Source organism: Micromonospora sp. U21, from assembly GCF_018070045.1.
Lineage (GTDB): Bacteria > Actinomycetota > Actinomycetes > Mycobacteriales > Micromonosporaceae > Micromonospora.
In genome coordinates this window covers 64229-84200 of record NZ_JAGPYK010000008.1, presented here as the reverse complement: position 1 = coordinate 84200, position 19972 = coordinate 64229, and the positions used below count along the sequence as shown (strand labels likewise).

The following is a 19972-nucleotide window of genomic DNA, read 5'->3' as shown; positions in this document are numbered from 1 at the left end:
ATCTGTGACGGAGCACAACCTCTGTGACCTGGCTAACCCCGCCCCACCCACCAACTACCTGCGTCGCAGCAGCCAGCCCAGCAACGCGGCTATCGCCACCGCCACGAGCAACCCGAGCACGGTGACCCACTGGTGGCCACTCTGCCCACCCATGCCCGCGACCTGCAACAGCAGCACGCCCAGCACGGCGGTACCCAGCAGCACCGCGCCCGCCCGCAGCAGCCAGCGGGTGATCAACTCCGGGTCCAGCACCGCGTCGTAGGGCAGCAGCGCGGCCAGTGCGCACAGGGTGTGCCCCAGGTAGAGCAGCGCAGCGAGGGCGAGCAGCCGCCAGAGCGCCACCGGCCGGCCGTAACCGTCGGTGGCGAGCAGCCAGCCGCCGACCGCGACCAGCGCCGCGAAGGTCGGCCAGACCCGACGCGGACCCACCGCGGGCAGCAGCGCGGCCACCGCCATGAAGAGGAGCGGCCGGCCGGACAGCACCTCGGCCGGGAACGCCACCGCGAACCCGGCCAGCACGGTGACGAAGATCCCGGCCCGGACCATGAGCGGAGCGGGGCTGATCCGGGCGAAGGCGTTCTGGCCCGCCCTGACCCGGCCGGCGACGGCGTCGATCATCTGTTTCCGCCCTCACTCCTCGCGCTCACCGGAGCCCCGCATTCGTTCGCGACTGCGGGGCTCGCAAGCTCACTCCTCGCGCTCACCGGGCACCAACCCTCGGGGCCATCGCCAGCCGCGCCACATCCCGCAGCACCTGGTCGAGGCTGCCGGCACCCGCCCAGCGCACCACGGGCACGCCGTGCTCCCGGAGCTGCCCGATCATGATTTCCCGGTCCAGCCGCCACAGCCGGTACGCCACCTCGGCCCAGCCCCGGTCCTTCGGCGGCGTCAGGTCGGCCGGCAGCGTGTCGACCGCCACCACGAACCGCCCGGCGCGGGCCAGCCGGGCCAGCATCTGCGCCGACCGCTCGTCCAGCAGCGGGGTGAGCACCACCACCAGCGCGTCCGAGGAGAGCAACTGCGGGCCGAACACCTGGTCGTACGGCTCGTGCGGGGAGGATTCGGCGCGTACGTCGAGCAGCCACTCCAGCACGGTCAGGTACTGCCGGCGACCGGCGGCCGGGCGCAGACGTCGCGCCGCCGGCCCGTACTCCAGGAGCGAGACCCGGTCGCCCCGGTGCAGATAGTGCTCGGCGATCGCGGCGGTGGCCCGCACCGTGGTGTCCAGCACGGAAGCCGCGCCACCCACCCCGCCCGAGCGGCCCGCCTCGGCGAGCACGTCGAGCAGCACCACCACCTCGGCGTCCCGGTCGGAGAGGGTGGCCGCCACGTGCAGTTGCCGGGCGCGCAGCGACACCCGCCAGTCGATGCGGCGTAACCGGTCACCGGGCCCGAAGATCCGGACGCCGGCCAGCTCGCCACCCTCGCCGGGCCGTCGGGAGTGGTGCGCTCCGACCAGGCCGGCGGCCCGCGGCATCGCCTCCACCGCCTCGAACGGCTCGGTTCGCGGGTAGACCCGGACCCGGACCGGTTCGGTGATCACCGCCCGGGAGACCAGCAGGCCACCCGCCGTGGCGACCCGCGCGCCGGCCGGACCGATCGGGTGCCGACCCCAGCGCAGGGCCCTGCCGGCCAGTTCGAGGTCCACGGCCGTCGCCCTGGGCACCGAGGTCACGAACGGCCGGTCGGCGACGGAGCGCACCGCGCCGCCGGCCGGTGCCGCACCACCGCTGGGCGTCGCGTCGCCGGACGACCCGTCGAGGCCGAAGCCGGCCCGCTCGATCCGCAGCCACGGAGAGACCCGGGACCGCACCACCACCAGGTCGTAGTCGACCGTGTCCGGGTTGCCGACGGTCACCGCCGCCGTCACCTCGCCGCCCTCGACCAACGGCCCGTCCTCGCCAGGGGTGACCCAGACCTGCGGAAGCGCGGAGGGCCGGCGGCGCAACGCGTACGCGGTGCCGAGCGCGAACGGGGCGGCCAGCACGATCAGGTCGACCCGCCCCAGCAGCACCCCCACCACCAGCAACAGGCCGGCGAGCAGCACCGCCCGGCCGAGTGCCCAGGTGGGCGCCCAGCCGGTGGCCGGCTCCGGCTCGGCGGATCGCGGCGCGGGCACTGTCGGTCCGGTCATCAGCGTCGGGACCCGCCGGCGGCGTAGCTGGGCAGCGCGCCGCTGGCCGGCGCCGGGGTGCCCTCCAGCACCTCGCCGACCACGAACGCCGGGTCGACCCGGCGCAGCCACATCTCGGGGCGCAGGGTGATCCGGTGGGCCAGCGCGGGCGCCGCCACCTCCTTGACGTCCTCCGGCACCACGTAGTCCCGGCCGCCGAACACCGCGCGGACGCGGGCCAGCAGCAACAGTGCCAGCGAGCCGCGCGGCGACGCGCCGACCAGCACCGACGGGTGCTCCCGGGTGGCCGCGGTGAGCGCCACGATGTAGCGGCCGACGGAGTCCTCCACCACCACGTCCTCCAGGGCGGCCTGCATCGTCCGCAGGGTGGCCGCGTCGACCACCGGCTTGATCTCCGCCTCCTCGCGGCGGCGACCCATCCGGCGGCGCAGCACCTCCCACTCCTCGTCGTGCTCCGGGTAGCCGAAGGAGACCCGGAGCAGGAACCGGTCCAGCTGCGCCTCGGGCAGCGGATAGGTGCCCTCGTACTCGATCGGGTTGGCGGTGGCCAGCACGTGGAACGGCTCGTCCAGCTTGTAGGTCACCCCCTCCACCGAGACCTGCTTCTCCTGCATCGCCTCCAGCAGAGCGGACTGGGTCTTCGGGGGCGTCCGGTTGATCTCGTCGGCGAGGAGCAGGTTGGTGAAGACCGGGCCGGCCCGGAAGGTGAAGTCGCCGTTGCGCTGGTCGTAGAGGAACGAACCGGTGACGTCGGCGGGGAGCAGGTCCGGGGTGAACTGGAGGCGGCGGAAGTCCAGCCCGAGCGCCTGGGCGAAGGAACGGGCGGTGAGCGTCTTGCCGAGCCCCGGCAGGTCCTCCAGCAGGACGTGCCCACCGGCCAGGATGCCGGCGAGGACCAGCTCCAACGCGTCCCGCTTGCCGACCACGACGGTGCCGACCGCGTCCAGCACCGCCCGGGCCAGACGGCCGACCTCGGCGGCGGGCATGCTCGGGTCCACGTCGTTCATGAGATCTTCTCCAGTTCGGCGACGATCACCGCGAGGTCGCGCGGCGACGGGGGGCGGCGAGGCGGGCTCTCCAGGAACGTCCACAGCCGGTCGCCCAGCAGGACATGGGCGCGGGCCGGGTCCGACTCGCGGGTGACGCCGTGCTTCAGGCGCATCCGCTCATCGGCCAGTTCAGCGATCCGGGGCAGGACCACTCCGGTGAAGCGTTCGGGTCGCGTCGTGGACCAGTCGAGCGGCCATTCCCAGCGGTTGACCGCGGTGCGCAGCGCGTCCCGGGCGCCCCAGTTGTAGCTGCCATCCTCCTCGCCCGTCGCCATCCGGCCGCCCGGCGGCGGGGGTGGCGGCGCGAGCAGGCCGGTGACCCGGCGGACCGCCAGCACGGCGAGCACCCCGGCGATCAGCACGGGCAGGGAGACCTGGAGGCCGACCGCGCGCAGCCCGGCGACCAGCACCGCGACCAACGCGGCCGCGACCGCGAGCGAGCGCAGCGCCAGGCGGGCCCGACCGCCACGCGACTGCGGGTCGGGCCGTGCCGGCTCCTCCTCGAAGGCGAGCAGGTCGTCGATGCTGGTGCTGCTCAAGCCGGCACCTCCGGGGCGGGGGCCACCGTGGCCAGTTCGTGGCGCAGCCGGCGCAGCGCGGCTCGGGCCTGGTCGCGGGTGCGTTCGTCGATGGGGCGGGTCGCGTACCGGGCCTCCCGGTAGACGTGCGCGAACTCGGCCAGCACGTCGGCGCTGACGATCGCCGGCACCCCGGCCGACGGGTCGCCGCGCAGGAGCCGGGTGACCAGGTCGGTGGGGGTGTCGCCGAGTCGCCGGGGAACACCGGCCGTGGCGGCGGCCTCCTCCAGGCGTACCCAGCAGGCGATCACCGCGACCCGGGGATCGGTGTCCCGGTCGTCCAGCTCCACCAGGCCGGCGTCGAGGGCGGCGACCACCTCGCGGGCGGTGCCCTCGGCCGTACGCCGGGCCCGCTGCGCCGGCAGTGCCCGGGTGGTACGGCGCACCGCGCCGCGAATGAGGATCCAGGCGAGGTAACCGAACACGGCGACGATGGCCAGCCCGAGCAGCACCATCGCCACTGTGGCGATCCACTGCGGGATGTGCGCCTGAGTGGCCTCGCCGGCGTCACGCGGCTCCACCGGGATCGACGGCGATGGCTGCGCCGTCGGGTACTCGGGGACCCAGGGGACGTTCTCCGCGGCCGGGGGGATCCGGCTGGCCCCGATCGACGAGTGCGCGGAGGCCAGCGCGGCCCCGGCGAGCAGGACGGCGACCGCACCCACCGGCCACCATCGGCGGAGCAGGCCGAGCACCTGGCGCAGCACCCCGGGCTCACCGGCGGGGTACGGCGTGGGCGGGCGCGTTCCGTCTGTCATGGCCACCGCCCCACGCACTCTCAGTCCACTCCGGCCAGCTGCTTGGCCCGGCCGAAGACATCGTCCAGCATCTCTGGTGTCAGCCGCCCGGTGAAGGTGTTCTGCTGGCTGACGTGGTAGCAGCCGAGCAATTCTGGTGCGGCCGTGCCGGACCAGTGTGCCCCATGGCCGAACCTCGGTCGCGGGCTGGGCGGGCGCTGCCCGTACACCTGGTGCAGCACCGGCCACCACGCTGCCCAGGCGAACGCGCCCAGCGCGACCACGACGCGCAGGGTGGGCCGGATGAGCGCGACCTCGCGGTGCAGCCAGGGCGCGCAGTTGTCCCGCTCGTCGGGGGTGGGCTTGTTGTCCGGCGGCGCGCACCGGACAGCCGAGAAGATGCGGGTGTCCCGCAGAGCCAGCCCGTCGTCGGCGGCGACACTGGTCGGCTGGTTGGCGAGCCCGGCCCGGTGCAGGGCGGCGAAGAGCACGTCACCCGACCGGTCGCCGGTGAAGATCCGGCCGGTCCGGTTGCCACCGTGCGCGGCGGGCGCCAGCCCGAGGATGGCGATCCGCGCGTCGGCGGCTCCGAAGCCCGGGACCGGCCGGCCCCAGTACTCCTGGTCGCGGAAGGCGGCCCGGCGGGTGCGGGCCACCTCCTCCCTCCACTGGACCAGGCGAGGGCAGGCGAAACAGTCGCTCACCGCCGCGTCCAGGTCGGCCAGGCCGGTCGCCCGCGCGGCGCGGACGACCACCTGCTCAGGGGTACGCGACTCAGCCAAGCTTGGCCCGGAAGAGTTCCAGGGTGCGGGCGAATGCGCTGGCGGCGGCCCGCTGGTCGAACGCCTCCGGCCGGTCGTCGTTGAAGAAGGCGTGCGAGGTGCCGGGATAGTCGTAGAGGTGGCAGGTGCCGCCGGCCTCCTCAATGGCCCGGCGGGCGGTCTGCACACCCTCGGCGGCCGACGTGCCGTCCTCTTCTGAGCAGTGGATGACGGCGGCCTTGCCGGCGTAGTCGGCCCAGTCGGGGCGCATCGACTCCCAGGGCAGAACGGGGTAGAAGCCCACGCTGGCGACGATGCGCTCGGAGAGCGTGGCCGACCAGAGGGCCAGACTGCCGCCGGCGCAGAAGCCCACCGCCCCCACCTTGCCGGTGACCTCCGGCCGCCCGGCGAGGTAGTCGGCGGCGCCGGCGATGTCCTTGGCCGCCTCGTCCATCCGCATCGCCATCAGCAGCCGCTGCGCATCGTCCGGCTCGCTGGTGGTCTCACCGTGGTAGAAGTCCGGGGCGAGGGCGACGAAGCCGGCCTCGGCGAACCGGTCCGCCACCGACCGGATGTGCGGGACCAGGCCCCACCACTCCTGGATGACGATGACGGCGGGGCTGGCGATGCCGCTGGCAGGTATCGCGAGATACCCCTCGCTCGCGCCCCCGTTGCTGCGGTAGCTCACCATCTCGCCCATCGGCCGTCCTCCTAGCGGTCAGTCATCGTTGGCTGGTCGCCCAGTGGTCCTACGTGCCGGTAGCCTGCCATGCCGCGCCGCCGCCGGGAAGACGCGGGAACAGTGGCGTTCACCTCCCGTTCGGCGGGTGGTGACTCCGCGTATGCCGACGGCGGCGGGGTAGGTTCCCCCGCCGCCGTCGGTGCTGCCGCCCGGTCTGCTGACGCTCCGGTCAGGCCTTCTTGGTCAGGCAGAGCAGGTAGCCCGTCTTGCCCGGCTCGATGCTGTAGAAGACGTAGCCCTCCTCGCCCTCCTTGAGGTACTGGTCGCACGCGGTGCCGGTCTTGGCCTGCGTCTCGGTCTGCCCGTCGACCCGACCGACCACGTTGTACGCCGCGTCGGTGGAGGTGCACTCGACGACCTTGGCGCCGTCGACCTCCTCCTCCTCGGTGCCGGTGACCTCGGGCAGCTCGGCGATGCAGTCGCCGGCCTTCGCGTCGGCCGTCTCGTCCTTGTTCAGGAAGTTGCCGATCGTGGTGGCGAGACCGAACTTCAGGCCGGCGATGACGACGAACACGACGATCGCGCCGATGATGCCGAGGGCCTTCCTTGCACCGGGCTTCTTCGCCTCCGGCTCGACCGGCGACGGCGTCTCGACGGCCGGCTGGGGCGGCGCGACGTCGGACGCGGGGGGCGGTGCGACCTGCTCTGACACGGGGGTTCCTTCCGAGGGGTTGATGAGCAGACGACACCGTAACGATCATTGATTTCCGGCGTCGTCCCGCTCGCCTCGTCCGTTCAGCTATTTCCCAGCTTCGTGTGCATGATCCAGTTCACACCCGTCGTTCAGCCCGTCGCGGTCGGGGTCGGTGTGCCGGTCGGCGTCGCGGTCGGGCCCACCGTGGGCTCAACGGTGGCCGTCCCGGTCGGCTCGGGCATCGCGGTCGGGGTCGGCATCGGCGTCGCGGTAGGAGCCGGCATCGGCGTCGCGGTCGGGACCGGCATCGGCGCGCCCGGGGCCCGGGGCCCGAAGGGCGCCAGATCCGGGCAGTACGGGTACGGCCGCAGCAGTGGGTTGCCGTACTCGTCGACACGGCCTTCGCAGTCCGGGTAGCCGAGCCGGATCGGGTCGCCGTTCTGGTCGAAGAGCCGGGCGTTCTCCACCAGCCGGCCCTCGCTGTCGTAGACGAAGACGTCCCGCACCTGGTCGTACGGGCCGTTGATCGACGTCGGGTCGATGCCGTAGTCGCCGTAGCGCATCCGGTCCTCCGCCTGGATCAGGGAGGAGAGCGCGAAGACCACCAGCACCCCACTGCCAACCTGCACCGCCGAGCGCGGCCAGCGGGTCAGCTGGGCCGAACGACGGCCGATCCAGATGGAGGCGAGCACGAAGCCGACCAGCATGATGAATCCGGCGAGCAGTTCTCCGCCGAACCGGGGCAGCAGGCCGAAGCTGCCGCCCGTGCTGATCACGGTGACCAGCATCGCCGCCAGGTAGCCGCGCAGGACCCACCAACCGGGGCGCAGCAACCGGAGGAAGTCGCTCGCCGTCGCGTACCCCAGGGGTGGGCCGAGCCGGGTGTCGATCGAGCGCAGCCGGCTACGGACCCGGACCACCGCGGTGGCGACCCGCTGGTCGAGGTTGCGCCCACCGCCCGGTGCTCCGGCCGCGGCGCGCAGCTCGGCGGCGTACGTCTCGGGCTCCCCAAGCCGCTCGACGAGGGTGCCGTCGGCCTCGGCGGCCACCTCGGCGAGATGGTCGGCCAGATCCTCGGTCAGCTCGTCGCGTCGGGTGGGCGGCAGGTCGGCCAGCGCCGCTCGGACCCGCGCCACATAGTCCGTGATTTCCTGCTCCGTGACGGTCATGCCGCCATCCCCCGATCGTCGAGCAGACTGTCCATGGTGGTGGCGAACGAGCGCCAGAGCTTGCCGGAGCGGGTCAACTGGTCGCGCCCGGCGGCGTTGAGTGCGTAGTACTTGCGGTGCGGCCCGGATTCGCTCGGCACGACGTAGGTGGTGAGCAGGCCGGCGGCGAAGAGGCGGCGCAGCGTGCCGTAGACCGAGGCATCGCCGACCTCCTCCAGCCCGGCTTCGCGGAGCCGGCGCAGGATGTCGTAGCCGTAGCCGTCCTCCTCCCGGAGCACGGCCAGGACGGCCAGGTCGAGCACGCCCTTCAGCAACTGTGTGGTGTCCACGCACTGCACACTACTGTGCACTGCGAAGTAGCGTCAACGATTCGGCCCCCGACACGCCGGGCCGCAGGGTCGGCGTGTCGTCCCAGTCTGGACATTTCGCCTGAGAGGACCGGGCACGTCCGGGGTCAGACCGGGAGCTGGGCGGTGATCGACTCCAGATTGGCGATGTCGGGGTATCCGGACCAGCGGGATACCCCGACTTCGCGGATCTCGTGTTGATCAATCCCAGCTAGTTCGAGGCCGGCTGAAGACTCCAGGCGATGCCGTCGAGGATGTCGTGCTCCGAGGCGACCACCGACGGCATTCCGGCCCGCTCCATGATCACGCGGAGCACCAACGCGCCCGCGCCGATCACGTCGGCCCGGCCCGAATGCATCACCGGGATCGCCAGCCGCTGCTCACGGGTCCGACTCAAGAGGTCGGCCGTCACCCCGGCCACCGCGTCGTAGGACACCCGAGCGTGGTGGATGCGCTCCGGGTCGTACTCCCGCAGGCCCTCGGCGATGGCGACCACGGTCGTGACCGACCCGGCGAGACCGACCAGCGTGGCCGCCTCCCGGCCGGGCACCACCGCGAGCGCCCGGTCCACCGCCGCCGCGATGTCGGCCTGCGCGGCGGCGACCTGCTCCGGCGTCGGCGGATCGCCCGGCAGGTGCCGCTCGGTCATCCGCACGCAGCCGATGTCCACCGAGATCGCCGCCCGCACCCCGTCGGCCCGGTCACCAACCACGAACTCGGTGGAACCGCCGCCGATGTCCACGACCAGGAACGGCTCCTTCGCGTCCGTGGGAAGCCCACGCACCGCACCGGTGAAGGAGAGCCGCGCCTCCTCGTCACCGCTGACCACCTCGGGCGCGACGCCGAGGGTCCGCTGCACCATCTCGGTGAAGTCGGCGGCGTTGGCCGCGTCCCGGGAGGCCGAGGTGGCACACATCCGCACCCGCTCCGCACCCAGCTTCTCGATGTCGGCGGCGTACGACGCCAGTGCCACCCTGGTCCGTTCGATCGCCTCCGGCGCCAGCCGGCCGGTCCGGTCCACGCCCTGGCCCAGCCGGACGATCTCCATCCGTCGGGTCAGGTCGGTCAACGGCGCCTGCGGCCCGGCCGACGGGTCGGGCAGGTCGGCGACCAGCAGTCGGATCGAGTTGGTCCCGCAGTCGATGGCCGCCACACGCGTCGTCACGGCAGCAACCTTACGGCAGGCCAGGCGGTCGCCCGGCGGCTTGTCCGGCCGAGGGGCACGCCGCGGAGAGGTCCGACACCGACGCCTCCGAGCCCGCACCCAGCAGGTGAGCGCCGAGCGGTGTCAGATGGTGCCGGACGGCCCCGCCGTCCCGTTCGCTGGCGATCAGCCCGGCCGACCGCAGCGCGGTGGCGTGCTCCGACGTCGAGGAGAGACTGATCCCGACGGCCCGGGCCAGCACCGTCGTGGTCAGCCCACCGTCGTCCGCGAGCCGGCGGAGCACCAGTGCCCGAGTGGCGCCGAGCAGCCGCCCGAGGGAGTCGACCCCCGCGGACGCGGCCCGGCGAGGCATCGGCACCGGGTAGACGAGCAGGATCGGCCGACCCGGCTCGACCAGCACCCGGGGACGCGGACCAGCCAACGGGGAGGGCAGCAGGACGAGCCCGTGCCCGGTGCCGGTCAGCTCCCCATGCCACCAGGTCCGCACCTACAGCACCGGCTCCCGCCACCGGATCGCCGGGTGCAGACCGTCGAAGAGGTTGGCCAGGCCGTGCCGCACCAACCGCTGGCTGGCGCAGACCACCTGCTGGCGGTGCGCTGCCATCAGATCGGGCCAGTGCGGCGCCAGGACCGCCTCGAACCACGTGCGCACGGCCCCGCCGAACATGTCCAGCAACTCCGGGTCGGCCGCCGCGAACCGCCGCCGCAGCGGGCTGGCGGCCACCTCGGCGTACGCAGCGGTGACCTCCGCCCGGACCCGCCCCGCCGGGGTGGCCCGGATGACCTCGAGACCGGCCGCCACCGACTCCAGGCCGTCGAAGGGGGTGACGAAATCCGGGAGGCTCCCGCGACCGGGCAGAAGGTGCCGCAGGACCGCGGTGGCGGCCTGGGCGGCACCGGCGGCCTCGACAGCCGCTGCCCGCTCGGCCAGGGACGGCGCCATCACCGCGACCGTGGGATCACGCAGCCACTGACCGGCCAGCAGCGCGGTGCCGACCGGGTGCAGCCGGTCGGCGAATCGCACCCGGCACAGGTCCGCCGGCCCGAGTTGGAGGCGAAGCATAGGGACAGCCTGCCTGCCTTCGCCCAGGACCGAAAGGGTTGATCCGCACGGGAACCGCCTCCAGGGTGGACGTCGGGGTCGACGGGGGGTGGCCGGCGTGCGGCGGACGATGGCGGTGTTGACGGGGTTGTGCCTCATCGTGGTGGTCGCGGCCTGTGACGAGCGGGGCAGTCCTCGTCGGCCCCGCCAGCCGCAACCTCCGGCGAACGCCCGACGCCGGGCGACCACCGGCTCACCCTGAAGCACAACGGGCTGGACCGCACCTACCTCCTGCACGCACCACCCGGGTACGACCCGGGCCGGTCGCCCGCACTGGTCATCGCGCTGCACTTCTATCCCGGAACCGGCCCCGCCGGCGGGAGCTGACTGGCCTGGACGCCAAGGCCGACAAGGACAACGTGCTGGTCGCCTACCCCGACGGGCAGGGTGGCGCCGCGATCGGGGTGGTCAGCGGCGGCTACAGCGGATCCCTGACCACGGCCGAGAGCTACGTGCCGCAGAAGCCGGTCTCCGTGATCACCTTCATCGGCGGGCAGGACCGGTACGCCTCGATCTTCCAGCGGGCATGCGGACGTGGCAGCAGCGGCTCACCTGCCGGCCGAGCCCGAAGGCGTCCGGGGTGCCGGGGGTGACCCGGACCGTGGCCGGCTGCGCGGACGGCAGCGATGTCAACGTCTACACGATCGAGAACATGGGCCACAGCTGGCCGGGGGCGACATCCGGTCAGCTCGCCGCATCGGCCGCGGGTCTGTCGGCCACCGACCTGATGTGGGAGTTCTTCGCCGCGCACCCCCGCAAGGCCTAGAGCCGCAGCAGCATCCGGGTGTTGCCCAGCGTGTTCGGCTTGACCCGCTCCAGGTCCAGGAACTCCGCGACGCCCTCGTCGTACGAGCGCAGCAGCTGCTCGTAGACCGGCTGCGGCACCGGCGCGCCGTCGATCGCCTGGAACCCGAAGGAGGCGAAGAACCGGGTCTCGAAGGTGAGCACGAAGATCCGGGCCACGCCCAGTTCCCGGGCCGCGTCGATCAGCTCGCCCACCAACCGGTGCCCGATCCGTTGGCCCCGGCAGGACGGATCCACCGCGACCGTGCGGATCTCGGCCAGGTCCTCCCACATCACGTGCAGCGCTCCGCAGCCCACCACGGCGCCGTCCGCGGCGCGGACCGCCACCCGGAACTCCTGCACGTCCTCGTAGAGGGTGACGGTGGCCTTGCTGAGCAGCCGCCGGTCGTCGGTGTACGTGTCGACCAGTCGCCGGATGCCCCGCACATCCCCGGTGCGGGCCCGCCGGACCAGGATCTGGCTCTCGGCAACCGGTGCCGACGACCCGGCGTCCGCGCTCATTCGCCCGCCGGCACGTCCACGCACGGGCCGGCCGTCCACCAGGGTTCGACCAGCGCCAGCGTCTCGTCGCCGAACGGGTTCACGCCGGGGCCGGCACCCAGCGCGTGACCCAGGTGCACGTGCAGGCACTTCACCCGGCCGGGCATCCCGCCCGCCGAGATGCCGGCGATCTCGGGCACCTCGCCGATCGCCTCCCGGCGGGTGAGGTAATCCTCGTGCGCCGCCCGGTAGTGCGCGGCCAGCTCGGGATCCGTCGTCAGCCGGTCGGCCATCTCCTTCATCAGCCCGGCCGACTCCAGCCGGCTGCACGCAGCCGTGGCCCGGGGGCAGGTCAGGTAGTACAGCGTCGGGAACGGGGTGCCGTCGGCGAGGCGGGGCGTCGTCTCCACCACGTCCGGCAGGCCACACGGGCAGCGGTGCGCCACCGCCCGGGTCCCACGGGGCGGGCGGCCGAGCTGCGCGGCCACCGCGGCCAGGTCGGCCTCGGTGGCGGGCTCCCGGTGCGGCAGGGGTACGGAATCCGCCGCCGACTCCGGCGGTGGTGCGACAGTCACGGTGCCCATCTCTCCTGGTGCGCTGGTCGGTGGTTCACTTGCCCGGCTGCTGGCTGTCCGCCGCCTGAACGCTCGACCAGAGCGTGTCGTACCAGGTCACCGGGCCGGCCGCCGGGGCCGCTCCGGCCGACTTCCCGGCGTCCCGGGCAGCGCCCTCCGGGTCGTGGAGCACCACCATCATCTTCTCGCCCGGTCGGCCCATGAAGAACCGTTCCCGGGCCTGGGTCTTGATGTACTCGTCGTCCTGCCATTTGGCGGCCTCGGCGGCGAGCTTGCCGATCTCTGCTTCCTGCGCCGCCTGTGCCGCCTCCATCCGCTCGATGTCGGCCTGCTGGTCCAGGTAGACCCGGACCGGGTAGGTGTAGGCCAGGGCGAGCGCGATCAGGACCGCGAACAGCACGGTGGCCCGACCGGTGAAGCGACGGGGGTGGGGTGCGGCGAGCCGCTTGACGGCACCACCGGCGGCGGTACGTCGTGCCGCGGCCGGGCGGTTCGCGGAGCGAACCCCCTCGGCGCCCCGGGCCGCGCCGGGCGCCCGACCAGCGGCGCCGCGTGGCTCAGCGCGTACGCCGGCCTCCCGGACCGATCCCCGCGTGGCGCGGCCGCCACCCGACCGACCGGACTGACCCGGCCGGCGGGCGGGACGCTGACCACCCGGTGTGCGGCGCTGCTGCATCGTCACACCCCTCCCCCGAGGCTCTGCGTCTCAGGCCGAACGGTAGCGCGGGAAAGCGCCGACACCGGCGTAGCGCGCCGCGTCGGCCAGCTCCTCCTCGATCCGGAGCAGCTGGTTGTACTTGGCGACGCGGTCCGAGCGGGCCGGCGCGCCGGTCTTGATCTGGCCGCAGCCGGTGGCCACCGCCAGGTCGGCGATGGTGGTGTCCTCGGTCTCGCCGGAGCGGTGGCTCATCATGCACTTGAAGCCGGCCCGGTGGGCCAGGTCCACCGCGTCCAGGGTCTCGGTCAGCGAACCGATCTGGTTGACCTTGACCAGGACCGCGTTCGCCGCCTTCTCCGCGATGCCGCGGGCGATGCGCTGCGGGTTGGTCACGAACAGGTCGTCACCGACGATCTGCACCCGGTCGCCGATCGAGGCGGTCAGCGTCTGCCAGCCGGTCCAGTCGTCCTCCGCCAGCGGGTCCTCGATCGACACGATCGGGTAATCGTCGGCCAGCTTGGTGTAGTAGGTGCTCATCTCCTCGGCGGACTTCGGGGTGCCCTCGAAGGTGTAGGTGCCGTTGTCGAAGAACTCCGTCGCCGCCACGTCGAGCGCGAACACGATGTCGCTGCCGAGCCGGTAGCCGGCCTTCTCGACCGCCTCGGCGATCAGGTCCAGCGCCGCGGCGTTGGTCGGCAGGTTCGGCGCGAAGCCACCCTCGTCGCCGAGCCCGGTCGACAGGCCCTTCTTCTTCAGCACCGACTTGAGCGCGTGGTAGACCTCCGCGCCGGAGCGCAGCGCCTCGCGGAAGGTGGGCGCGCCGATCGGCGCGATCATGAATTCCTGGATGTCGACGTTGGAGTCGGCGTGCGCGCCGCCGTTGAGGATGTTCATCATCGGCACGGGCAGGAGGTGCGCGTTCGGGCCGCCCAGGTAGCGGAAGAGGCTCAGCTCGGCGCTGCCGGCGGCGGCCTTCGCGACCGCGAGGGAGACGCCCAGGATGGCGTTCGCGCCCAGCTCCGACTTGCTGTCGGTGCCGTCGATGTCGAGCATCTTCTGGTCGATCAGGCGCTGCTCGCTGGCCTCGTACCCGATGATCTGGTCGACGATCTTGTCTTCGACGTTGGAGACCGCCTTCTCCACGCCCTTGCCCTGGTAGCGGTCGGCGTCACCGTCGCGCAGCTCGATCGCCTCGAAGGCGCCGGTTGAGGCGCCGGAGGGCACGGCGGCGCGGGCCACCGTGCCGTCGTCCAGGCCGACCTCGACCTCGACCGTCGGGTTGCCCCGCGAGTCGAGAATCTCCCGGGCGACGATTCCCTCGATGGTTGCCACTGAGTCGCTCCTCGTTGTTGTGATCCGGTCCGTGGGTGGGCCGCGACGGTGCGGCTGAGGCAGGTGTTGAACGCAGCGTATCGGGCCACGAGAACGGGCACGGCGTCGCCCGCGCACCCGAGTCGCCCCACAGTGACGGACATTCCCGGATTTCCGGGCGTCAACCGGCAACGGGTTTGCGCTGCGCCGACTCGATCCACCAGGCTGGTCGCCATGCCCGCCGCCTCGACCACCCTCCGCATGCTCGCCGTGTCGGTCATCGCGTCGCTCACGGTCACCGGCTGTCAGACATTCGAGGACGCCGGACGCGCCATGGGCCGCTCCGATCTGGTCAACGACCTCGCCGCCCGGCTCGACCGGGCGCTGGAGCTGACCTACTCGGCCGAATACCAGCTACCCGGCGGAGAGACCGCCGCGATCGTGCAGGCCCAGGACCCGGCCCGCTCCGCGTACAGCTACCCGGGTGGCCGACTCACCGTCACCCCGGACGCGATCACAAGGTGCACGGCGGCCGGCGGCCGCACGGCGTGCACGGTGGCCACGCCACCCACCCCGGGCAGCAAGCCCACGGTGGCGCTCTTCGCCGAGGCGAACGAGCAGGGCCTGGTCACCCCGCCGGTGGTGGTCGGGCTGCTGACCGCCGCCGCGCTGGACCCGCAGGCGGTCATCAGACAGAGCGACACCACCGTCGCCGGACACCACGCGACCTGCGTCGAGGTGCAACGGTCGGACGGCGACCTGACGGCCTGCGTGACCACCGACGGCGTGCTCGGCAGCTTCACCGGGCCGGTCGACGGCAAGCCGATGGAGCTGGCGCTGAGCAGCTACTCCGAGACGGTGGCGAAGGACGCGTTCGACCCGCCCGCCGGTGCCAGCGTGGTGGACCACCGGCCGGGCGGCTCGTGACCCGCCCGGCCGTCGGGTCGGTGCCCACCGCACAGCGCGCCGGGTTCCAGCCGGGGGCCGACGACGGGCGCCCGCCCGCGCCCACCGACCTGGCCCTGCCGGTGATCGGCGCGAAGCTGCTGACCGCCGCCGACGGGACGGTGGCCCGGGTCGCCGACCTGCCCGCCGACACCCCCTGGGTGCCGCTGGGCACCCTCGACGGGGTGCCCGCGTGGGCGACCGACCTGGCCACCGCCGACGGGGTCCCCGGCCGTACGCGCGGCTGGGCGTCGCTCGCCGCCGAGGTGCCCGAGCCGCTCGCCACGCTGGCCGGCCGGGCGTTGGCCGTGGTCACCTGGCGGCGTACCCACCGGTGGTGCGGCGCCTGCCGTGCGGGGTTGACCGACCAGCCCGGCGAGACCGCCCGGCGCTGCCCCGACTGCGGCCTGTACGTCCCGATGCAGCTCTCCGCCGCGGTGCTGGTCGCGATCACCCGGTCCGGCCCGACCGGTCGCGCCGACGAGCTGCTGCTGGTCCGGCACGCCACCGGACCGACGGGGCTGTGGGCGCTCGTGGCCGGCTTCGTCGAGGCCGGCGAGACCCTGGAGGCGGCGGTGCACCGCGAGGTCGGCGAGGAGGTCGGGCTCAGCGTCGACGGGCTGGCCTACTTCGGCAGCCAGCCGTGGGCGATCTCCGGCCCCGGGGTGCTGCTCGCCGGCTTCACCGCCCGCGCCGCCGACCCGCTGGCCGAGCCGGTGGTCGACGGCCGGGAGCTGACCCAGGCCCGCTGGTTCGGCCTGGACGCGCTGCCGGCGGAGCTGCCGCCCGCGTACTCCATCTCGCGCTGGCTGATCGACGCGACGGTGACCGCCGGACGGCGGTGACCGGCGCGACCGCGGGGCGGGATGTGCAAGATCCGCACAAGTTCGGGGAAGTTGCTGCCTCGGGTGCGCCGGAGGCAGCAACTTCCGAGTAGTTGTGCGGATCTTGGCGCTGGCGCGCGTTGGCGTCGCGGCCCGGGCGCGGTCAGGCCGAGGCCAGGTAGAGGGTGGGCCGCAGTCCTCCCGGTCGTCGGCGACGGTGGCCACGAGGTCGCGGTCGGGCAGCTGGAGCAGTAATGCCCCACGGGTGCAGGTGGTTGGTCATTGACTCCGCCCGTGGACGTCACCGTTCAGCTCGGCGAGCCAGGTGTCCACCCCCTCGGCGTCGAAGCGGAAGCCGAGCGGTTTCCTCAGACGTCGAGCAGGGTGCGTAGGTGGCGCGGGGGCGGGCAGTCGTGGGCGAGCATCGCGTCGTGCCAGTCACGCACCGACACCCCGTGCGGGCGGGCGGCGGCGATCTCCGCCACCTCGCTGTACCCCACGAAGTAGGTGGAGAGCTGCGTGGATGTGAGCAGGGAACGGCGCCACTTGCCGGCGGCCTCGCCCTCCTCCTGGAAGCCACGCCCGGTCATCAGCGCCATCGCCTCGGCCTCGGGCAGGTCCTCGGCGTGCACCAACTGGTCGAGCAGCGCGTTGATGGTCATCCGCAGCTGCATCTTGAGCTGCTGCAACCGCACCGGCAGGCCGCCGAAACCGAGCCCGGCCATCAGCTCCTCGGCGTACACCGCCCAGCCCTCGATGAACGGGCCCGACTCGGCCAGCGCCCGAACCCGGGTGCCACCGACGTAACGGCGGGCGTGGGCGAGCTGGAGGAAGTGCCCGGGCATCGCCTCGTGCACGGTCAGGTTGCGGATCATGTGATCGTTGTACTCGCGGTAGAACGACTCGACCCGGTGCGCCGGCCAGTCCGTGGGGGTGGGCGCGATGCAGTAGAACGTCGGCAGTGCCGCGCTCTCCAGCGGGCCGGGCGAGTCGCAGTACGCCACCGCGACGCCCCGGGCGAACTCCGGCATCTCCTGGATCACGCACCGGTCGTCGACCAGGGTGACCAGATCGTGCGCGCGGACGAAGTCGGTCGCCTCGTCCAGGGTCACCCCGGCCAGCTCGACGATGGTCCGGTCGTCCGGGTGCTCGGCGGCGAGCACGTCCAGCGCCCGGCGTACCGCCGCGTCGTCGGCCCGACCGCCGACCAGCTCGACGGACGCCTCGCGGATCTCCGCGGTGACCCGGTCCAGGTTGGCCCAGGCGCGGCGCTGGATCTCGGCGGCGCCCAGCTCGGTGTCCAGGGTGTGCCAGAGCCGGGCCTCCCAGCGGCGGCGGCCCAGGCGGGGATCACGGCCGGGGCCGCTGTCGGCGGCCAGGCCGATGCGCAGCCAGGCGACGAACTCCTCCAGCGCGGCGATCGCCGCGGTGGCCGCCGGCTCCACCCGGTCGAAGCTGCCGGGCGCCTGGGCGAGCAGCGGCGGCAGCTCGTCGCGGATCAGCGCGGCCGTGCCGGTGAACTGCCCGACCGCCGTCTCGGCGTGGATCCGTGGCATGTCCCGCAGCGTCGCGCGGGCGGTCGCCAGCGCGTCCGGTACGGCGGCGAGCCGGCCGGCCAGGTGGGTCAGCCGCACCTCGGCCGGGGCGTACGGGCGGGCCAGCAGCGGGTGCAGCAGCGGGCCGGGGTTGTGGTGCAGCGGATCCCACTCGTGCGACCGGATCTCGGTCAGCTCGAACAGCTCCCGATCCACGAACGAGGTGAGCAGCGCATGGTCCACCTGCTCCTCGACGTCCAGCGAGTCGGGGTCCAGTTCGGACAGTGCGTTGGCCGCGTCGGAGAGCATCGCCCGGTCGGTGGCCAGCGCTTCGGTGGACAGATCCGGTAGCCGGTCGTCGTACCGGTGGTCCCCCGCCGCGGTCGCGACACCCGGTCGACTCTCCAACAACGCCTCGACGACCCGCTCCGCCAGAACCCCAAACGCTTCCACCCCCCGACCCTACCGACCGCCCCTCGGCCAGCCGCGTTGATCAAGAGGTTTGCGTCCGGATCCGGCACGGAGGTGACGAAGACCTCCTGATCAACGTCATCCGGTGGACGGGGTGGGACGCTCGGCGGCGCGGACCGCCTCGGCGTAGGCGAGGGTGGTGCGGCGCAGCGCGGCCTCCGGGTTCAGGTCGGCCTGGCGGGCCGCCGCGACCGTGGTCAGGAGGCTGGCGCCGAGCCTCGCCTCCGCGTCCACCTGAGAGTCCGCCAGTGGCGGCGGGACGGCCAGCCCGACCCGGGCGGCGCGGTCCAGGATCGTCGCGGCCAGGGCGAGGGCGGGCTGGCTCAGCGCCACGCCGTCCAGCACCGAGTCGCGCGCCTTCTCGGCCCGCTTGATCCGCTCCCAGTTGGCGGTGATCTGCTCCAGCGTGCCCGCCTCCGCACCGGCGAAGACGTGCGGATTGCGTCGGATCATCTTGTCGACCAGGCCACCCGCAACGTCGTCGACGTTCCACCGCTCGCCCTCGGGCAGCTCCTCGGCGAGCCGGGCGTGCAGCACCACCTGGAGCAGCACGTCACCCAACTCCTCGCGCAGCGCATCGGTGTCGCCGGCGCTGATCGCGTCGTACGCCTCGTAGCTCTCCTCCAGCAGGTAACCCGCGAGGCTGCGGTGCGTCTGTGCCCGCTTCCACGGGTCGCCACCCGGCGAGGCCAGCCGGTCCAGCACGGCCACCGCGTCCAGCAGCCGGGCGCCCGGCGGATCCCACGAGCCGTACATCAGCTCCAACTCGGCCAGCCCCGGCTCACGGGCCAGCCGCAGACCCAGCTCCCGGGCCAAGGACTCGTCGCCGGCCGGGCCGGCCAGCCAGACCGCGGCGCCGTGCGCCGCGACCGCGTCCAGCAGCGGCTGCGTCGCCGGACCGTCCACGACGGCGACCTCGGCGCCCGCCTGGCGCACGGCCGTGACCAGCTCGCTCTCCGCGCCGGTCAGCACCGGATGCTGACGTACGACATCCCAGGCGGCGGAGGTCAGCAGACCGGCCGGCAGCCGGGGCGAGGTGACCAGCAGGATGATCCGTGCGGTCATGCTCAGTTGGCCGTGCCCTCGGCTTCCGGAGTGGCGGTCGACTGGACCGACTCCGGGGTGGAGATGTCGGTGACCGCGTCGGAGCCCAGCTCACCCAGCGGCACGCTCACGGCGGGTACGTCGTTGGGGAAGCTGAGCACCGGGAACTCGAGTGGACGGTAGCGGGGGCTGACCGTCACGTCGTAGCTTTCGGCCGCCTCGACCAGCGACCGTCGGGTGGCCAGCGCGCCGCGCAGCTGTTCGCCGTCGAGTTGGCGGACGGCGTCCTCGTCGGTCATGGTGGCCGGGATCAGGCCTGCGTTGCGGCCGACCGTGATCAGGGCGGCCATCTCCTGCTCGGTCGGCGCGACCGGCTCGGACGGCACGCCCGACAGGCACGTGTAGAGGTCGGCCACCTGCCGCACGTACCCGGTCCCGGGCGCCAGCCCGAGAACCTCAGCGACCTGCTCGGGCGCCACCTGGCCGCGCGGCTGGTAGTCCTTCTCGTCGGAGACCTGCTCGCACACCTCGCTCAACACCAGCACGCTGGCCACCTGGACGGCCCCGGGCAGCTGCGGCTCCGGCGGCGCGGGCTGGCCGCCGGCGGTGGACGACGGGGTCGGAGACGGGGTCGGCTTCGGGTTCTTGTCGCGCAGGTCCTTCAGCACGGCGGCGACCCGGTCATCGGTGATGCGGTGGTCACCGATGTAGGCGGCGATACCGGGCTCGGCACGGCAACCGGAGAGGGCGACGAGACCGACCGCCACGCTGGCGACGGCGACAAGACGGCGAGCACGCATGACGGTCACTCTCTCACGGCAGGACACGTCGCTGTGACGCCCCCCACCACACGCGTCCCTCGCAGTCCGGGTCGACCAGGGACGGTGTCGGCGCACCCGGCACCGAC

Annotated in this window: 24 protein-coding genes; 4 read left to right on the top strand and 20 right to left on the bottom strand. The window is 73.2% G+C overall.

The window, feature by feature from the left end; all coding sequences use genetic code 11:
• Window positions 1–54 precede the first annotated feature (54 nt).
• The 13 genes from KBX63_RS13280 to KBX63_RS13220 form a co-directional block, all read right to left on the bottom strand.
• On the bottom strand, window positions 55–615 hold the full coding sequence (locus KBX63_RS13280; RefSeq protein WP_374102220.1) for a hypothetical protein: 561 nt from the start codon (window positions 613–615) through the stop codon (window positions 55–57).
• A gap of 85 nt (window positions 616–700) precedes the next feature.
• Window positions 701–2134 carry a DUF58 domain-containing protein gene (locus KBX63_RS13275; RefSeq protein ID WP_210911317.1) on the bottom strand — a complete coding sequence of 478 codons (1434 nt, stop codon included), beginning with the start codon at window positions 2132–2134 and terminating at the stop codon, window positions 701–703.
• On the bottom strand, window positions 2134–3141 hold the full coding sequence (locus KBX63_RS13270) for a MoxR family ATPase (RefSeq protein ID WP_210911316.1): 1008 nt from the start codon (window positions 3139–3141) through the stop codon (window positions 2134–2136). The genes KBX63_RS13275 and KBX63_RS13270 overlap by 1 nt, the downstream gene beginning before the upstream one ends.
• A complete protein-coding gene (locus KBX63_RS13265) occupies window positions 3138–3722 on the bottom strand; it encodes a hypothetical protein (RefSeq protein ID WP_210911315.1) in 585 nt (194 codons plus the stop codon). The genes KBX63_RS13270 and KBX63_RS13265 overlap by 4 nt, the downstream gene beginning before the upstream one ends.
• Entirely contained in the window at window positions 3719–4519 is an 801-nt protein-coding gene (locus KBX63_RS13260) for a DUF4129 domain-containing protein (protein ID WP_210911314.1), read from the bottom strand. Before KBX63_RS13260 ends, KBX63_RS13265 begins: the two co-directional genes overlap by 4 nt.
• 20 nt (window positions 4520–4539) lie before the next feature.
• Window positions 4540–5280: a uracil-DNA glycosylase gene (locus KBX63_RS13255; RefSeq protein ID WP_305798331.1), complete on the bottom strand. Its 741-nt coding sequence runs from the start codon at window positions 5278–5280 to the stop codon at window positions 4540–4542.
• On the bottom strand, window positions 5273–5959 hold the full coding sequence (locus KBX63_RS13250; protein ID WP_210911313.1) for a dienelactone hydrolase family protein: 687 nt from the start codon (window positions 5957–5959) through the stop codon (window positions 5273–5275). Before KBX63_RS13250 ends, KBX63_RS13255 begins: the two co-directional genes overlap by 8 nt.
• Window positions 5960–6170: 211 nt before the next feature.
• Window positions 6171–6653, bottom strand: coding sequence for a hypothetical protein (locus KBX63_RS13245; RefSeq protein ID WP_307871704.1), 483 nt, complete (start codon window positions 6651–6653; stop codon window positions 6171–6173).
• 131 nt (window positions 6654–6784) lie between these two features.
• Entirely contained in the window at window positions 6785–7804 is a 1020-nt protein-coding gene (locus KBX63_RS13240; RefSeq protein ID WP_210911312.1) for a hypothetical protein, read from the bottom strand.
• Complete coding sequence (locus tag KBX63_RS13235) at window positions 7801–8133, bottom strand: PadR family transcriptional regulator (protein ID WP_089017691.1); 333 nt, start codon at window positions 8131–8133, stop codon at window positions 7801–7803. Before KBX63_RS13235 ends, KBX63_RS13240 begins: the two co-directional genes overlap by 4 nt.
• Window positions 8134–8362: 229 nt before the next feature.
• Window positions 8363–9304, bottom strand: coding sequence for a Ppx/GppA phosphatase family protein (locus KBX63_RS13230; protein WP_210911498.1), 942 nt, complete (start codon window positions 9302–9304; stop codon window positions 8363–8365).
• A gap of 22 nt (window positions 9305–9326) precedes the next feature.
• A complete protein-coding gene (locus tag KBX63_RS13225) occupies window positions 9327–9803 on the bottom strand; it encodes a helix-turn-helix transcriptional regulator (protein ID WP_210911311.1) in 477 nt (158 codons plus the stop codon).
• Window positions 9804–10379: a hypothetical protein gene (locus KBX63_RS13220; RefSeq protein ID WP_210911310.1), complete on the bottom strand. Its 576-nt coding sequence runs from the start codon at window positions 10377–10379 to the stop codon at window positions 9804–9806.
• 398 nt (window positions 10380–10777) lie between these two features.
• Between KBX63_RS13220 and KBX63_RS35170 the strand changes: the two genes are divergently transcribed.
• Together KBX63_RS35170 and KBX63_RS35165 are read left to right on the top strand one after the other, a co-directional pair.
• Entirely contained in the window at window positions 10778–11011 is a 234-nt protein-coding gene (locus KBX63_RS35170; RefSeq protein WP_247662265.1) for a hypothetical protein, read from the top strand.
• Complete coding sequence (locus tag KBX63_RS35165; protein ID WP_247662264.1) at window positions 11008–11184, top strand: hypothetical protein; 177 nt, start codon at window positions 11008–11010, stop codon at window positions 11182–11184. The genes KBX63_RS35170 and KBX63_RS35165 overlap by 4 nt, the downstream gene beginning before the upstream one ends.
• Here KBX63_RS35165 and KBX63_RS13210 read toward each other — a convergent pair.
• From KBX63_RS13210 to eno, 4 genes are read right to left on the bottom strand one after another with little or no spacing between them, the layout of a single operon-like run.
• Window positions 11181–11723, bottom strand: a complete 543-nt coding sequence (locus tag KBX63_RS13210) for an amino-acid N-acetyltransferase (RefSeq protein ID WP_210911309.1) — start codon at window positions 11721–11723, stop codon at window positions 11181–11183. The two genes, KBX63_RS35165 and KBX63_RS13210, sit on opposite strands and share 4 nt — an antisense overlap.
• Window positions 11720–12277 (bottom strand): DUF501 domain-containing protein, encoded by a 558-nt coding sequence (locus KBX63_RS13205; protein WP_121654562.1) that lies wholly within the window; start codon window positions 12275–12277, stop codon window positions 11720–11722. The genes KBX63_RS13210 and KBX63_RS13205 overlap by 4 nt, the downstream gene beginning before the upstream one ends.
• Window positions 12278–12311: 34 nt before the next feature.
• Window positions 12312–12953, bottom strand: coding sequence for a septum formation initiator family protein (locus KBX63_RS13200; RefSeq protein WP_210911497.1), 642 nt, complete (start codon window positions 12951–12953; stop codon window positions 12312–12314).
• 30 nt (window positions 12954–12983) lie between these two features.
• Window positions 12984–14267: a phosphopyruvate hydratase gene (eno, locus tag KBX63_RS13195; RefSeq protein WP_210911308.1), complete on the bottom strand. Its 1284-nt coding sequence runs from the start codon at window positions 14265–14267 to the stop codon at window positions 12984–12986.
• Window positions 14268–14480: 213 nt separating this feature from the next.
• Here eno and KBX63_RS13190 point away from each other — a divergent pair, with 213 nt between their 5' ends.
• Window positions 14481–15173: a hypothetical protein gene (locus KBX63_RS13190; RefSeq protein WP_210911307.1), complete on the top strand. Its 693-nt coding sequence runs from the start codon at window positions 14481–14483 to the stop codon at window positions 15171–15173.
• Window positions 15174–15193: 20 nt separating this feature from the next.
• On the top strand, window positions 15194–16036 hold the full coding sequence (gene nudC / locus KBX63_RS13185) for an NAD(+) diphosphatase (protein WP_210911306.1): 843 nt from the start codon (window positions 15194–15196) through the stop codon (window positions 16034–16036).
• Between the two features lie 347 nt (window positions 16037–16383).
• Here nudC and KBX63_RS13180 read toward each other — a convergent pair whose 3' ends face one another.
• The 3 genes from KBX63_RS13180 to KBX63_RS13170 all read right to left on the bottom strand — a co-directional run bounded on the left by KBX63_RS13180 (window position 16384) and on the right by KBX63_RS13170 (window position 19865).
• Entirely contained in the window at window positions 16384–18003 is a 1620-nt protein-coding gene (locus KBX63_RS13180) for a DUF885 domain-containing protein (protein ID WP_210911305.1), read from the bottom strand.
• Between the two features lie 96 nt (window positions 18004–18099).
• A complete protein-coding gene (locus KBX63_RS13175; RefSeq protein ID WP_210911304.1) occupies window positions 18100–19086 on the bottom strand; it encodes a nucleoside triphosphate pyrophosphohydrolase in 987 nt (328 codons plus the stop codon).
• 2 nt (window positions 19087–19088) lie between these two features.
• Window positions 19089–19865, bottom strand: coding sequence for a hypothetical protein (locus KBX63_RS13170; protein WP_210911303.1), 777 nt, complete (start codon window positions 19863–19865; stop codon window positions 19089–19091).
• Between the last annotated feature and the right edge of the window lie 107 nt (window positions 19866–19972).